The organism is Imperialibacter roseus (genome assembly GCF_032999765.1).
In the GTDB taxonomy this organism is placed as follows: Bacteria; Bacteroidota; Bacteroidia; order Cytophagales; family Cyclobacteriaceae; genus Imperialibacter; species Imperialibacter roseus.
The window spans coordinates 347,727-362,785 of sequence record NZ_CP136051.1 but is presented as its reverse complement, the minus strand read 5'-3'; the positions used below and the strand labels follow the sequence as shown (position 1 = coordinate 362,785).

12 protein-coding genes and 1 tRNA gene are annotated in these 15,059 nt (G+C 46.7%); 9 read left to right on the top strand and 4 right to left on the bottom strand.

Annotated features, from left to right (window positions below):
- Window positions 1-66 precede the first annotated feature (66 nt).
- The 8 genes from RT717_RS01525 to RT717_RS01490 all read left to right on the top strand — a co-directional run bounded on the left by RT717_RS01525 (window position 67) and on the right by RT717_RS01490 (window position 11,139).
- The gene (locus tag RT717_RS01525) at window positions 67-726 is read left to right on the top strand and encodes a DUF6962 family protein (RefSeq protein ID WP_317489986.1); all 660 of its coding nucleotides are present in this window, start codon (window positions 67-69) and stop codon (window positions 724-726) included.
- 128 nt (window positions 727-854) lie between these two features.
- Window positions 855-1,952, top strand: a complete 1,098-nt coding sequence (locus RT717_RS01520; protein WP_317489985.1) for an Mrp/NBP35 family ATP-binding protein — start codon at window positions 855-857, stop codon at window positions 1,950-1,952.
- 3 nt (window positions 1,953-1,955) lie between these two features.
- A complete protein-coding gene (locus tag RT717_RS01515; RefSeq protein ID WP_317489984.1) occupies window positions 1,956-2,222 on the top strand; it encodes a NifU family protein in 267 nt (88 codons plus the stop codon).
- Between the two features lie 59 nt (window positions 2,223-2,281).
- Window positions 2,282-5,311, top strand: coding sequence for a M43 family zinc metalloprotease (locus RT717_RS01510; RefSeq protein WP_317489983.1), 3,030 nt, complete (start codon window positions 2,282-2,284; stop codon window positions 5,309-5,311).
- A 67-nt stretch (window positions 5,312-5,378) separates the two neighbouring features.
- The gene (locus RT717_RS01505) at window positions 5,379-8,066 is read left to right on the top strand and encodes a D-alanine--D-alanine ligase family protein (protein WP_317489982.1); all 2,688 of its coding nucleotides are present in this window, start codon (window positions 5,379-5,381) and stop codon (window positions 8,064-8,066) included.
- A gap of 15 nt (window positions 8,067-8,081) precedes the next feature.
- Window positions 8,082-8,912 (top strand): PASTA domain-containing protein, encoded by an 831-nt coding sequence (locus tag RT717_RS01500; protein ID WP_317489981.1) that lies wholly within the window; start codon window positions 8,082-8,084, stop codon window positions 8,910-8,912.
- Entirely contained in the window at window positions 8,912-10,816 is a 1,905-nt protein-coding gene (locus RT717_RS01495; RefSeq protein ID WP_317489980.1) for a T9SS type A sorting domain-containing protein, read from the top strand. The genes RT717_RS01500 and RT717_RS01495 overlap by 1 nt, the downstream gene beginning before the upstream one ends.
- Before the next feature lie 8 nt (window positions 10,817-10,824).
- Window positions 10,825-11,139 (top strand): rhodanese-like domain-containing protein, encoded by a 315-nt coding sequence (locus RT717_RS01490; protein WP_317489979.1) that lies wholly within the window; start codon window positions 10,825-10,827, stop codon window positions 11,137-11,139.
- Here RT717_RS01490 and RT717_RS01485 read toward each other — a convergent pair.
- Together RT717_RS01485 and RT717_RS01480 are read right to left on the bottom strand one after the other, a co-directional pair.
- Complete coding sequence (locus RT717_RS01485; RefSeq protein ID WP_317489978.1) at window positions 11,136-12,359, bottom strand: site-2 protease family protein; 1,224 nt, start codon at window positions 12,357-12,359, stop codon at window positions 11,136-11,138. The two genes, RT717_RS01490 and RT717_RS01485, sit on opposite strands and share 4 nt — an antisense overlap.
- A gap of 3 nt (window positions 12,360-12,362) precedes the next feature.
- Window positions 12,363-12,980, bottom strand: a complete 618-nt coding sequence (locus RT717_RS01480; RefSeq protein ID WP_317489977.1) for an HAD family hydrolase — start codon at window positions 12,978-12,980, stop codon at window positions 12,363-12,365.
- 146 nt (window positions 12,981-13,126) lie between these two features.
- Here RT717_RS01480 and RT717_RS01475 point away from each other — a divergent pair.
- A tRNA-Ile gene (locus tag RT717_RS01475) sits at window positions 13,127-13,203 on the top strand.
- A 662-nt stretch (window positions 13,204-13,865) separates the two neighbouring features.
- On the opposite strand, the gene RT717_RS01470 is transcribed toward RT717_RS01475, so the two are convergent.
- Window positions 13,866-14,660 (bottom strand): cation transporter, encoded by a 795-nt coding sequence (locus RT717_RS01470; RefSeq protein ID WP_317489976.1) that lies wholly within the window; start codon window positions 14,658-14,660, stop codon window positions 13,866-13,868.
- A gap of 4 nt (window positions 14,661-14,664) precedes the next feature.
- Window positions 14,665-15,045 (bottom strand): DUF3703 domain-containing protein, encoded by a 381-nt coding sequence (locus RT717_RS01465; protein ID WP_317489975.1) that lies wholly within the window; start codon window positions 15,043-15,045, stop codon window positions 14,665-14,667.
- Between the last annotated feature and the right edge of the window lie 14 nt (window positions 15,046-15,059).

Genomic DNA, 15,059 nt, shown 5'->3' with positions numbered 1-15,059 from the left:
AAGGCATTGCTCCGTTTATCAAAGAGGGTGAAAACCTATTTTGAAAAAGATACTACTTTTGCCCGGATGGAGAAGATTACTGTAGAATGGGGCGGCCTGATCATTATGGAGCCGATGGCGATTGTTTGGAACTGGCTGATTACCATTTTTGGTGTGGTGGCGTATTTTAAGCTGCGTAAAAACACCTCTCCCCCATACAAAAACTGGAGTTTGTTCTTCCTCATCCTTGGCATTTCAGGATTTTTCGGCGGACTTGGCCACGGGCTTTTCTACTACTGGGGGCTCACCGGAAAAATACTTCCCTGGACAACCGGCATCTTGTCAGTCTACTTTGCCGAAAGAGGCATTTACGCCTTTATCCCCGCCGAAAAAAAGGTTTGGAAAAAGAGACTACGGCTGTTTTCCCTTTTGAAAATGATCATCATGCTGGCGGGCATGGCCTTCGTCTCATTTGACTTTTCGTGGACAAAGAACAACTCAATTATTGGCCTTACCCTCATTGTGGGTCTGGGTGGCTACCTCCTGAGCCGGAAGTATAAAGAACTGGTCTATTTTCCTATCGGCATCCTTGTTCTTAGCTCGGCTGCTTTTGTTCACGGGTTCGATATCAATATCCACCCATGGTTCAACAGGGACGATTTCGCTCATCTTATTATGCTTGCCGGCATGAGCTTTTTTCTGGTGGCCCTTCAGAAATTTGATTTGAAATCATCTCAGGCTAATTGAAAGGCCTCTGAAAGCCCAATGCGCTCAATAAACTTTGAGCTATCCCAACTTTATCGTTCTTCTCATTGTTACATGCTGGTATAAGCATTAATTTGCAACAGTTTTGCATCAGAACAGCCATTTTCTACATGTCCCAAATCAGTAAAGAACAAGTATTAAAGTCGTTGAGCAAGGTGGACGACCCAGATTTGAAGAAAGATCTGGTGACCCTTGGAATGATCAAAAACCTGGAAGTAGGTGACGCCAGGATCAGTTTTGCCGTGGAGCTTACCACGCCGGCGTGTCCTTTGAAGGAGCTCATCAGGAGTCAGTGTGAGGACGTGATTTATGCTGATTTCGGAGAGGCTGTGGAGCTTTCTATTTTGATGACCTCCAATGTTACTTCGATCAGAAACAATGCGCCCCTGTTACCTGGTGTAAAAAACATCATTGCTATTTCTTCGGGAAAAGGTGGAGTAGGTAAATCCACTGTTACATCCAATCTGGCCGTAGCACTTGCAAGAAGCGGTGCCAGCGTAGGTATTATTGATGCGGACATTTTCGGGCCCAGCATCCCTACTATGTTCAACTGCGAACATGAGCAGCCCGGCATCATCGAGAAAAATGGAAAGAATGTAATTGTACCGATAGAACAGTATGGCGTAAAGCTGATATCGATAGGTTTTCTTACCCCTCCCGACAACGCTGTGGTGTGGCGGGGACCCATGGCCAGCTCAGCGCTCAAGCAGTTTATTGGCGACACGGAATGGGGAGAGCTCGACTACCTTTTAATTGACCTTCCTCCGGGAACCAGCGACATACACCTGACACTTGTGCAAACAGTGCCTGTTACTGGTGCGGTGGTGGTGACTACCCCTCAAAAAGTTGCCCTGGCTGATGCTCAAAAGGCATACTCTATGTTTAAGCAGCCTCAGATCAATGTGCCCGTGCTGGGAATCATTGAAAATATGTCGTACTTTACTCCTGAGGAACTTCCGAACAATAAATACTACCTGTTCGGCCAGAATGGAGGCAAGCTTTTCGCTGAGAAAAACAATGCTCCTTTCCTTGGTGAGGTACCGCTGGTGCAGTCGATCAGAGAGTCTGGCGACAGTGGCTACCCTGCGGTAATGAAAGATGGGATAACGGCTGATGCGTTCAATGGCATTGCACAAGCCGTGGCTCAGCAGGTGGCAATGAGAAATGCCGCCAAAGAAAAAACGAAAGTAGTTGAAGTTAATGTTTAAGAAATGATTGCTGACACACCTGAATATATAGCGTTGATGGAGCGCATAGAAAGTGCGCTTGATTCAATCAGACCTTATCTGGAGGCTGATGGTGGAAATGTTAAGCTGCTAAGCATTGATGAAGGGCATGTGGCAAAGCTTGAGTTGCTTGGCAACTGCGGGTCGTGCCCGATGTCGGCCATGACACTGAAAGCTGGCGTAGAAGAGGCGATTAAAAGAGCTGTTCCGGAAATAAGTAAAGTGGAGGCCGTGAATGTGGCTGTCGTTTGATGAAATAATTTTCATAGCATTACCTCGTTACCTCTCATCCACGTTTTTTAACATACTCAATGAGCAGGAGGTTATACTTTTTTTTAGACTTTGCTGTTTGCATTTTTTTATGCTCTAGCCACCAGGCCTTTTCACAGGAAAAGTGTGGCACCGTACAACTCGAAGAAAAATACAGGCCGATTATTGGTGAATCTGTCAAAGAGTTTGAATCGTGGGTTCAAACCAAAAAAACTGAGCGTCAGCTTCGGTTGAGTAGTAGCAGAACTGCTGAAGCCATTTACACCATACCTGTGGTGATACATGTATTGCATCAGGGCGAGGCGTATGGAGAAGGATCGAACATTCCGCTGGAGCAGGTATTGTCTCAAATTGAGTTACTCAACCAGGACTTCCGGAGATTAAATTCAGACACAACCGACACCCGAGAGATATTTAAGCCTGTGGCAGCTGACGCACTTATAGAATTTGCGTTAGCCAAAAGAGACCCTGAGGGCATGCCCACCAGCGGCATTGTAAGGGCTCGTGCCGGCAAAGACTCCTACGCCATTGGAGAAGAAGACCTGCTTCAGAAGGTTAGCTATTGGCCGCCCGACAAATACCTCAATATATGGGTAACCAACCTTAAATCGGGCTTGTTGGGGTTTGCGCAATTCCCGGTATCAGACCTGATCGGCCTTAAACCCAACATTGCTAATAAATTTCTGCCTGACGGCGTCACCATTGACTATGAGTACTTTGGCCAGGGCTTCAATGCAAAGGAGTTTTCTACCGGACGAACAGCTACCCACGAAATAGGGCACTACCTTGGGCTGCGACATATTTGGGGCGACGGCGGCTGTGGATCAGACGATTACTGTTCCGATACTCCAGCGGCAGACAGAGCCAGTTCGTCAGGCAGCTGCGAGTTGTCAAAGGCGAGCTGTGGGTCTACCGACATGATTGAGAACTACATGGACTACAGCCCCGACAAGTGCATGAATATTTTCACAAAGGATCAAAAAGAGAGGATGAGAACCGTGCTGGAGTTTAGTCCCAGAAGGAGGAGCCTCATTGGATCGGCAGCACTGGTGGCGCCAACGCTTGTGGATAATGATTTGGGTATAAAAACAATCGTTAGCCCGGCAGGCGGTATCTGCTCCGCCAAGTTTATGCCTGAAATAGTGGTGAGAAACTATGGCACCAGCATCATCACGCAATTTGAAGTCAGCGTTGTTATCAACGGGCTGGAGTGGGATTCAAGAACAATCTCCACCAACCTCGCCCCCCTGGCTGCCTACACCGTTACCTTCGACGAAGTACTGCTTGAGCAGGGCGGCTTATATACCACGACATTTGAAATCGGGAGTGTCAACCAGACACTAGACAACAAGGTCAGTAACAACAAGGTCTCGATAGACGCCAGCTACCAGCGACTAATTTCGCTGCCGATGCTGGAAACCTTTGAAGAGAACGGTTCTCAATTGGTCATGAAGGCCGACAACCCCGATCAGCCCTTTGCAGCCATCACGCTGGCACCGAAGGTCTTGGCCACCAACCTGGCCATACAGTTTGACTACTTCAGTGCTGACTCGACACAATTTGGCGACTGGGAAATGCTCCTGTCTCCCATCATTGATTTGACAAAATACCCTTCTCTTACCATCGATTTCGACTACGCCTACGGGCACGACGGTATCAATAATTCGGACGGTCTGCTGGTGGCTGTGTCGACCGACTGCGGCGCCACTTTCGAGTACGACGACATTGTGTTCCAAAGATTTAGCGAAGACCTTGCCACCACTTACATAGAACCCGGACAAGCGTTTATTCCTTCAGGCCCAGCCGACTGGAAAAAAGCGTTTATCGCTCTCAACAGCTTCAAAGGAGCCGACCGAATACAGCTCGCCTTCATCGGACAAAACGGACTGGGCAACAACCTGTTTCTTGACGACATAAAAATATCGAGTAATAACCTGGCCGACTACGATATTGGCATTAGTGAAGTAACTGATCTTTCTTTCATTTCGTGTATCAACCAGCCGGTGCCAACGGTGGAGGTTAAAAATTTTGGGAAGCAACCCATCACCAGCTTTTCGCTTTCCTACACGGTTAACAATAGCTCAAAGGAATTGCAGGTTAACAATATCTTCATTAATACCGGCCAAACGATCAATGTGCCATTGGAGATTGACGCCCTGGAAGATGGCACATATAAGCTTGAATTGGCCCTCGACCAGCCAAATGGCAACACCGACCAGCGAATCTCCGACAACAGCTTCTCCCAGCTATTTCATATAAAAACAGCCACCGACGTGATCCCATTCAGAGAAACATTTGCTTCGAACAGGGGCGTGGAAGAAAATCTTTTGCACAGAATTACAAACGCCGACGGACGCACCTGGCAAATTCAAAATGATGAAAGCCTCAGCCAGGGAAACAAAGTAGCCCGGATGACTTCCTACGACCTGACTGTGCTTGGTGATGAGTTCTGGTTGGCCACGAAAGTGCTGGATCTTGACGACGCTGATGAAGCGTCAATGTCCTTCAAACTCTCCTACGCCAAAAGGGAAAACCGTTCGGAGCGGCTAAGAGTAATGGTGTCCGTGGACTGTGGCATCAATTTCAGGGACGTCGTATATGACAAGCGGGGAAGTGATCTGGCTATCACCGAATCCGAAGATTTTTGGACTCCCTCAACTTCCGAAGACTGGAAAAGAGAAACAATCGACTTGTCAGCCTATGCCGGATACAGCAGTGTGGTGGTGGCCATTGTAGGCACCAATGGCAATGGCAACAATATGTATTTAGACGACATAGAGTTTTATCTGTCGGGTGAGCCAACGCCTGTTTTCCCTATCGAGGATTTGATCAGGCTCTTTCCTAACCCTGCGAAAGAAGTAATTAACGTGGCCTTTAGCCTGGCTGAGAGGCAAACCGTGACGCTACGAATGCAGGATGTGAGAGGCCGGGTGTACTTTGAAAAAGAATACCCCAACACCTTGAACCAAATTTATCAGCTAACCACAGTAAACGAAGCCAATGGCATGTACCTGATCCAAGCAATAACGAAGGACAAGGTAACCGCCCAAAGAGTCATTATCAGGCATTGAAAATCGTTTCGGTTGCGTAATTTTGTTGCAAGTCGCCAGTGACCGCTTTAATTATTAAATTTAAAAGATGAGAGTAGGAATATTCTTTGGAGGGCAATCCAGGGAAAGAGAAATATCCTTTGCAGGAGGACGTACAGTCTACGACAACCTCAATAAATCATTGTTTGAGCCAGTGCTCTTTTTCATTGACAGCCTAGGGCAAATCATAGAGCTCAATTGGCAATACGTATACAAAGGCACCATTCGGGACTTCTATCCTCCTGTGTCGCTGCTTCCACCAAGCCCTCATCATTTTCAGGTATATATTGAATCGCTGGCGGCCGAGGACCATAACCTTGCTCTGAGTGCTGCCTCGCATGTTGGCCGCAAAGTCAGCCCCGAAGAACTGCCGACACTTATCGACTTTGCTTTCCTTGCCCTTCACGGGCCCTTTGGTGAAGACGGCAATATCCAGGGGCTTCTGGAGTGGTACAATATTCCTTACTCCGGCTCGGGTATTTTGCCTTCGGCCATTGGCGTGAATAAAGTTGTTCAAAAAGACCTTTTGGAAAAAAATGACTTTCCTACGCCCGCTTACGAGTTGCTTAACAGAGACTCGTGGCTGAAGGAAGCGAATAAAAAAGCAGTCTTCGATTCTTTGAAATCAAAGCTGAAGCTTCCACTGGTGATAAAAGCGCCCAATCAGGGGTCGACCATTGGTGTGTCCATTATCGACAAAGACTCCGTGGAAGACTTTGTGGACGGCATGAACAGGGCTTTTTTCATTGAAGAGATTGATTTGAGCTGGTGGGCGGCACTGCCCGATGAAGAAAAGAGAAAAGAGCTGATAAAACTGACAGACATCAGAGAGGGCATAGGGCTTCCGGTGATGATGGAAGGTGAATGGATATCACACCCTGAAAAACTCTGGGTGAAACTCGACCAGCTGGCTTCCGCAAGAAAAGATACTATACAGCTTACCAGTCAGCACGCTGAGGAAACAGTGCTGGTGGAAGCCTTCATCAAAGGCCGGGAGTTTTCGTGCATCGTTATTGAAAATGACAACGGTGCGCCGATGGCATTACCTCCTACGGAGATCAGAAAAATCAAAGACCTTTTCGACTACCGCTCCAAGTATTTGCCTGGCATCAGCAGGAAAATAACACCAATTGAACTACCCGACGGTGATATTCAACGAATTCGGAAACAATGTGAAAGGCTCTTCACCGCTCTTCACTGCCAGGTATACGCCCGCATAGATGGGTTCTACACCGAGGATGGCGGTATTTTCCTCAACGACCCCAATACGACGTCGGGCATGCTGCCATCGTCGTTCTTCTTTCACCAGGCAGCTGAAATAGGGCTTAACCCTTCGCAGTTTCTTACTTACATCATTCGCACGTCACTGGCAGCCAGGATAAAAACCGGCAAAATGATCCACCAGATGAAAGGGCTGCTCAAAAAGTTGGATACTGAGATCCAGCTTCTGGCTGTTTCAGAGGTCAAAAAAATCAATGTGGGTGTGATCATGGGCGGTTTCTCTTCGGAGAGGCATATTAGCGTGGAAAGTGGAAGGAATATTTTTGAAAAGTTAGCCTCCTCCACAAAATACCACCCGGTGCCGATTTTTCTCACTGGCAACGAAGAAAACCATGAGCTCTACCTGCTTCCGGTTAATATTATGCTCAAAGACAACGCTGATGATATCAGAGAAAAGCTTCATGCGGCAGCGTCCAAAAATGAGCACCCGGTAATTGGGCAAATAAAATCTGAAGCTGGCACAATTACCAGCACCTATGCTCCGGGCACTATTTTGAAGTACAAGCGAATCAATTACGAAGACTTATCAGGCCTGGTGGATGCAGTGTTTATTGCCTTGCATGGCAGGCCTGGCGAAGACGGTGCCGTGCAGGTAGAGCTGGAGAAGCTGGGCATTCCTTACAACGGATCGGGCGTGGACAGCAGCCGCATTACCATCAACAAATATGAAACCAATGAGCTACTGATGAAACATGGCATTTCAGTGGCCAATCACACGCTTGTTTACAAGGAGGAATACCTGGCGCATCCTGCCAAAACAATTGCTGAGCTGGAGAAGAGCTTCACCTATCCGCTGATTGCTAAGCCGGCTGACGATGGGTGTAGTTCTGCTGTGAAGAAAATCAGAAACCAGCAGGAGCTTTGCGCTTTTGCTGAAATGATGTTTAGAGACACACCGGAGTTTTTGCCTGCTCAGCAGAAAGTACTCAAGCTGAAGGACAATGAGGAGTTTCCTCAAAAGAGCTACTTTTTGCTTGAAGACTTGATAGACAGCAACGGGGCCACACACTTTTTAGAAATCACAGGCGGCATGCTCACCAGCATCAACGATAACGGCGACAGAGTATATGAGCTGTTTGAGCCTTCGGAAACCCTGGCCACTGGCGACGTGCTTTCACTCGAAGAGAAGTTTCTGGCCGGAGAGGGGCAGAACATCACCCCGGCGAGGTTTGGTAAAACACCTGAAGAAAATAAGAGGGTAAGTGAAAAGGTAAGAAAAGACCTGGAAAAAGTAGCTGAGATTTTAAACATTGAGGGTTACGCAAGAATCGACGCCTTTGTACGTATTTATGAGGATGGCAAGGTAGAAACCATTATTATTGAAATTAATTCATTACCTGGAATGACACCCGCTACCTGTATTTTCCACCAATCGGCCATCAATGGCTACAAACCCTACGAGTTCATTGATGCGATTCTGACATACGGTATGCTGCGACAAAAATTAATAGCCTGACCTAAACTGTAGCAAATGACACTTTTTCAATTCAACTCATGGAAAGATGTGCTGATCCAGCTGGCCCTGATGGTAGCCATAGCCGTCGTGTTCCTGCTCGGGTTCTTTTACGTCTATCTTCCCAACACCACCAACCATGGAGAGACCATCACCGTGCCGGACCTGGAAGGGATTCCTTTGGATGAACTGGACGAGTTTCTGACTGACCGGAATTTGCGTTTTGAGATCAATAAAGATTCTGGCTTTTCGTCGCAATACCCGCCGTTGGCCGTGCTCAAGCAGTTTCCACTGCCTAACTCGAAGGTAAAGGAAAATAGAAAAATATATATCTCATTGAATGCCAAGGAGCCACCCAAGGTAAGGATGCCTCAGCTGGTAGATGGCTCGGTAAAAAATGCACAGGTAGTACTTAAAAGCTATGACCTTCTGCTGGGAGAAATCACCTACGCATCAGACATGGCCTTAAATGCGGTGCTTAAGCAGCTCTATCAGGGCAAGCCTATCAGCGAAGGAGCCTCAGTGCCAAAAGGAGCCAAAATTGACCTAATTGTAGGCGACGGGCTCGGCAACCAGGTGTTTAATGCCCCAACTTTAATTGGCCTTACATATGAAGATGCTGAATTTTCCGTTATTGGACAGGGCCTGAAGGTAGGCGACGTTCACTACGAAGAAGATGGCAAAGCGACGATAGAAGTAAAAAGTGCTGACGGCACAGTCACCTACCAGGAACAGTCAATGCCGCTGGGCACCGTTTTTAAACAATCTCCTTCGGCTGACAAAAAGATCAAAATAGGCGACTACATAGACCTCTGGATAGTAGGCACGGAGCCAGAACGATTCAATTAATGACAAAAAAAGGGCGATGGCTACAAGGCATTCTCTTCCTGGCAGCATTTGTAGCTGGAAGCCACGGCGCTATTGCCCAGCTCATCCAAAAACCAATTGCCTTCCCCACCGGTAGCAAGTATTCAGCTTCAGGAAGAACGCTTGACGCCAACGACACCATTCAGCTCCCCTTTTGGGATGATTTTTCGAACTATAGCGGCCAGCCCAGCAGCGAGTGGTGGGTGAGCAGCAACGACGTATGGGTAAATGCCACGCTGGGGCTACACCCTCCTACCCTTGGCGTAGCCACATTTGACGGGCTCAACAGCAATGGCATCCCCCACAACCCAACTTCTAATTTTGTCGGGCCTGCAGATAGCCTCACCTCCAAAGCCATTGACCTCTCGGTTATTCCTGCCAATTTGCGTAGTACAGTTTACCTGAGCTTCTTCTGGCAAATAAAGGGCCTGGGCGAAATCCCTAACACTGAAGACTCACTGCGCCTCCAGTTTTTAAGCCGAGATAGCGTTTGGGTAACAAAATGGGTACTCAAAGGTGGCGAGGAAAACCTGAGGGAAGACTTTACGCAGCAATTTATTCCCATTCTACAGCCGGAATTCTACCATGAAGGCTTCAGGTTCAGGTTTGAAAGCTTTAATAAGCAAACAGGCCCTTTTGATCATTGGCACCTCGACTACATTTACCTCAACCAGAACCGAAGCCCTTCCAATAACACCTACTTCGACAGGGCCCTTTCTGCTGCCCCATTATCACCATTGAAGGGCATTTACGCCTTACCTCCAAGCCAATTTCAGTCAGCTGCCGACCTGTTATCAGGCACAAGCTCATTTGAGTTTTTCAACCTCGATGCTTTGCTGCAACCTGTGGAGTACAATATTCAGATTGTGGAAGCCAGCACCGGGCAATTGATTTCTTCAGTTGATAAAAACCAGGTAGTAGATCCAATACCCCAGGGCCTTGAAAGGCGAACAATAACAAGTTCGCCCATCGACACCGATGCAATCAAAGCATTTTTGCAGGACAACGATTCGGTCGTTCTAAATATGGATTTATTTCTCAAAACAGGAGACAAATACCTTATAAGCAGGGTTGATCCCCTGACAGCGGACACCACCTACTTTGAAAACATCAACTATAGAAACAACGACACCACAAGTATTAGTCTTTCATTTTCAGACTATACCGCCTGGGACGATGGCACTGCGGAATATGCCGCTGGCATTAACCAAAGCCGGGGGCAATTGGCGTACAAAGTGGTGGCTCTGTCCCAAGACACGCTCACAGCGATTGACATCCACTTCCCCAGGATAGCACCGTTTGCCGATGGCCAGCCGCTGGACATCATTGCCTGGAAAACGCTCACCAATATCAACCCCACCCTGCTGGCACTTCAGCGGGTGAGTGTGGAGTTCAAAGAGGAGCTTGATCAGTTTGTGCGTTACAAGTTTGAAATACCTGTGGTGGTGAGTGACACCTTCTACATTGGCTACCGGCAGTATACCGACAACTTTGTGGGCATTGGGCTGGATAAGAACAACAACACTGGCAACAGAATTTACTTCAACGTAGGCAACGGCTGGGTGCAAAACGACCGAACGGATGGAAGCCTGATGATCAGGCCGGTATTCGAAAATGTGCCTTTCAGGTCGGTGACTGGCCTTGATGAAAAGCCCATCGAAGAGCTAGCCATTTATCCCAACCCAAGTGAGGGCATAGTATACTTCTCAGAAAAGCCAGAAGCTGTTTTCATAGCGGATGTTTCAGGAAAAGCTTTTCCAGTGCAATTATCCGATACCCAGCGTCCGTGGTCAATCGATTTGACTCACTTACCAAAAGGTCTTTATTTTGTGCAGTACATTTTTCAAAACAGAAAAAGTACATTTAAACTGATACTGACCAACTGACCCAACCAATGACAATCCTCCCCCAGGAGTTGAAGACCTTAATTGACTCCAAAGCAGACTTCCTGCTGTTGGACGTAAGAGAAGAATGGGAGTACGAAGAATACCACATAGGCGGCCTCAATATCCCATTGAACAGTCTCCCTTTCAGGCTACAGGAAATTGCCTCGTGGAAAAGCAAAATGATTGTGATCCACTGCAAAGCAGGCACCAGAGGCCGAACGGGTACAAAGTATCTACTGAAGCATGGGTTTTTGGCTGTGAAGAACCTTGAGGGTGGGGTTCAGGCGTTTATTGAAACCTTTCCACAAGCTATCCTCAACTAGGTTGTAAACGGGTTAGGACTCCAGCAAATCACAAAAATAATCAGGGCAATCCACCCCAGCACCTTGCGGTTGAAATCAAGCGGCTCGTCTTGCGCTACTGGCGGGTGATAGATGCCAATAAACCGGCCCAGGATGATCCCGTAAAGCAGCCAGCCACTGTAGCCTTCCACTGTTGGGAAAATGAATGAAACCACAAACTGAGCCGTAAAGATGCCTACGGCCACCATCCAGCGATTCATATCGTTGTCGGTCAGGCTTTGCATGACCCACTTCAAAAAATAGATATACACCGGAATGGCGAAGAGGTTAGGAACCGGCATCATGAAAAAAGTGGTTATTGCAGTCCAGTCCATAAAAGGCGTAACTATGCCCAACCCTGCATAGAAGATAAAAACAATGTAGAGGCCGGCTGATACCAGTCTTGAATTTTTGAGCCCAAGCAGGCCGTAAACAATGTGCCCTCCGTCGAGTTGGCCAATGGGCAGCAGGTTAAGCGCTGTAAAAAACAGCGCCAGGTAGCCGGCGAGTATCCATGGATAGTGAATGATCTCGTTAGGATGAGGCAGCAGCTCTGGTTGTGTGGTCACATGCTCCTTAAAGAAATCGAACAAGATGGTGTTGCCCAGGCCAATAGATGCAGTAGAATCGCTATAGACATGGTTAGGATAGTCGAGGCCATATTGGGCGTACTCAGGGTGAATCTGGAAAATATCCTCTTGAGGTGGCAGGTGAGTGAACCCATACCAAAGCACAAAAAGTGCTACAACGAAACCTGCCAGTGGCCCTGCAATACCAATATCAAAGTATTGCTGCCTGGTTTTAATTTTACCTTTGATGTTGATGAAGGCGCCCATAGTGCCTATGCTGGGCGACCCCAGAAACCCCAGCCAAAGCGGCAGGTAGTAAGGCAGGGTAACTTTGATTTTATAGTACTTGGCGGTGAGATAATGCCCGAATTCGTGAAAGGTGAGAATGGTCAGAAACGGTATAGAAAACTCCATGCCAGCCACAAAATCAGCCCAGGTATATCCTTCGCTGAAAAGCAGGAACTTGTTTCTACTCCACTCAGCGCCGGCCAGGGTGGTACAAATAAACGTAGCAATAAAAAGACCAATATGAATAAAAAGCCGCTTCTGCTCCTTCTTTTTCTCCGCTATTTCCAGCTCTTTAATTTGCTCCTGAAGTGACCGCTCCGGGCTGCTTCCCTCTATTTCTTCCATGCACTAAAACAGTTCTAACCAGCTATCGGGCGAAGGTACTAGAAACGTTTGTATTTTAAGCTTCTCAGCCCCTCTAAGGTTCTCTGGCTTGTCATCCAGAAAGAGCACCTCCCTGGGGTTTAAATTATTTTCTTCTAACACTGTCTGGTAGATTTCCGTTTCCGGCTTTCGCATTTTCATCACGTGTGAGAAGTACACTTTGTGGAAAAAATGGTCGAGGGTTGGATTGCCTGATGAATCGAGCAGAATTTGGTTAAAGGCCCGTTCGTGAATGCCATTGGTATTGCTTAGCACAAAGGTCCGGTATGTCTTACCAAGTTCAATGACCTTATTGATTCTGTGCATGGGTATGGCGCCGAGCATAGCATTCCATGCCTTATCGAGCACATCGTCAGCTAGTCCCACTCCACAGAGATTCCTCAGCCCGTCACGGAATTCCGCATCGCCAAGTAGGCCTTGTTCATAATCAAGAAAGAGCTGGCTTTCATGCACTCCTTTTACCCACTCGACCATGGGTATCCCGGAAATTTTCTCAAAAGCTTTGAAAGTTGCCTGTGTGTCGAGGTCGATGATGACGCCACCAAGATCAAATACGAGATGCTTAATTCCTGAAAGATTCACTGGATTCCTGTTTGTGTTATTAAAAGCAAATATCTAATATTGCAGTCCTTTTCGGAGAAGGAAGGTGAGAAGTTAGTGGTTATTCGTTAATTATTATCGAAATATTTCAACTACCCTTTCACCGACAACGAACAACCTCCGTCAGAGGGCCTATAGCTCAGTTGGTTAGAGCACCTGACTCATAATCAGGTGGTCCCTGGTTCGAGCCCAGGTGGGCCCACCACTGATAATCAAGCACTTACGACAACATGTTGTAAGTGCTTTTTTGTTGTCGCCAACATTTCGCCAACAAATTAGGGATCAATCTGTATTTCTGAGGGGAACTGATTTTTAGCATGGGTATTTGCGCTTGCATAAGAAGCAAAAGATCCAAGCCTATCCCGGCCGGGCGAGACGCATTGAACCAGTTTTGCTTCTTTATTGCTGCCCATTCGCTGGATCGAACAACGGCCCTTTTGAGTTAAAAGTACCTGACAATGGTAAAATTAAAAGGCAATAACTGCACAACAGCGTTGTTTTGACTAGGAGAAGCCACATATTTTTTGTGAAATTCGGTTACCATCTGATCAACTAGACCATCAAAAGATTTACACTGGACTATAACAACAATTATCGGATCAGCCCAATTTTTTAGCTTTGGCTTTTTCAAAAGCTTCTTTACCTTGATTGAAAGCATACCAAGCAATTCCAAGGCTACTAATGCATCAATAAAAGATACTTTAAATAGCCTATATGAAACGTTAGAGCTCAACAAAATGAATGAAAGGTAAAACAGGTTTTGGAACAATCAGCATCCGAGATGACGGATTCACTATTTAAAGGTTTCTCTACTTTCAATTTCTGACTTTACAAATGTTCCTATGGTAATGATAGGTTCAGAGTCAATCATTTAGCCAAATTTAATATTCTCACAGCTCCCCTTATTACAAAAGTGAAGACAATGCCACCAATCGCCAGGTCAGGCCATTTACTATCCAGAAAATAAACCAGAACGCCGGCCAGGATCACTCCGCCATTTACGACAATGTCATTGGAAGTGAAGATGGCGCTTGCCTGCATGTGCGCTTCATCGCTCTTAGCCTTATTGATGAGCCAGAGCGAAATCAGATTGCCGATAAGGGCCAGTACTGATACGATGATCATCCACTCAAACAGGGGAGTTTCGCTTTCACTGAAAAACCTTCGCAATACTTCTGAAAAACCTAATAATGCCAGCCCCATTTGAAGATAACCACTGATTTTGGCTACTTTTTTCTTGTGAGACATAACTGCACCAACAGCAAATAAGCTCAGGCCATAGACGATGGAATCTGCCAGCATATCCAGTGAGTCGGCTATCAAACCCATAGAGCGGGATATCAACCCTGTTGCCATCTCTACTACAAAGAAGCCAAAATTGATGCCCAGCACCCACCACAGGATTTTGCGCTGTTGGGTATCGTCTACAGCCACCGGTAATTCGGCTTCATCTTCCGTATTTTCCAACCGGTCGTTAAGTTTGAGTTCGCTAATGGCCTGATGGATCTTGTCCACTTCTCCTGTATGATATACCTCCAGTTTACGATTGGCTATATCAAATGAAAGTTGCTTTACCTCATAATAAGGTTCCAGCTTCATACGGATCATCTGTTCCTCTGAGGGACAGTCCATCTTGCTGATATGGAAAGTTGATTTTTTCATCGATTTATGCGAGCGGTTTTACTCCCGCCTTTTTGAATACATCCATGATTTCATCAGGAATTGCCATTGGCTTAAGAGGTGGTACATTTGCCCCTCCGGTATTGCCAACCGGAATATAGCCCACAAATGATTTTACTCCTCCAACCAAAAGGCGAGGAATCTGCCCAATAATTTCCTTATAATTTTTAATATAAATACCGAAGAGCAGCATTTTCCAGTGCACATAACTGTGGTGCCAGGGATAAGCCTGGCCTAAAATATGAGCCCTTTCCAGATGGTACCATGCCGTGGGTAGGTCGTTTTGATTTCTATTAAACCTATACAGATTCAGCTCTTCCTCAAAGTACGGTTTGAGCGATTTGGGTATTCTTGTGTTTAGTTTCATCCTTTTAGCTTTTA

Coding starts and splice junctions, on each gene's coding strand:
- RT717_RS01500 (WP_317489981.1), top strand. CDS start 8,082: ATGACACTTTTTCAATTCAACTCATGGAAAGATGTGCTGATCCAGCTG.
- RT717_RS01525 (WP_317489986.1), top strand. CDS start 67: ATGGAGAAGATTACTGTAGAATGGGGCGGCCTGATCATTATGGAGCCG.
- RT717_RS01495 (WP_317489980.1), top strand. CDS start 8,912: ATGACAAAAAAAGGGCGATGGCTACAAGGCATTCTCTTCCTGGCAGCA.
- RT717_RS01505 (WP_317489982.1), top strand. CDS start 5,379: ATGAGAGTAGGAATATTCTTTGGAGGGCAATCCAGGGAAAGAGAAATA.
- RT717_RS01470 (WP_317489976.1), bottom strand. CDS start 14,660: ATGAAAAAATCAACTTTCCATATCAGCAAGATGGACTGTCCCTCAGAG.
- RT717_RS01485 (WP_317489978.1), bottom strand. CDS start 12,359: ATGGAAGAAATAGAGGGAAGCAGCCCGGAGCGGTCACTTCAGGAGCAA.
- RT717_RS01515 (WP_317489984.1), top strand. CDS start 1,956: ATGATTGCTGACACACCTGAATATATAGCGTTGATGGAGCGCATAGAA.
- RT717_RS01520 (WP_317489985.1), top strand. CDS start 855: ATGTCCCAAATCAGTAAAGAACAAGTATTAAAGTCGTTGAGCAAGGTG.
- RT717_RS01465 (WP_317489975.1), bottom strand. CDS start 15,045: ATGAAACTAAACACAAGAATACCCAAATCGCTCAAACCGTACTTTGAG.
- RT717_RS01490 (WP_317489979.1), top strand. CDS start 10,825: ATGACAATCCTCCCCCAGGAGTTGAAGACCTTAATTGACTCCAAAGCA.
- RT717_RS01510 (WP_317489983.1), top strand. CDS start 2,282: ATGAGCAGGAGGTTATACTTTTTTTTAGACTTTGCTGTTTGCATTTTT.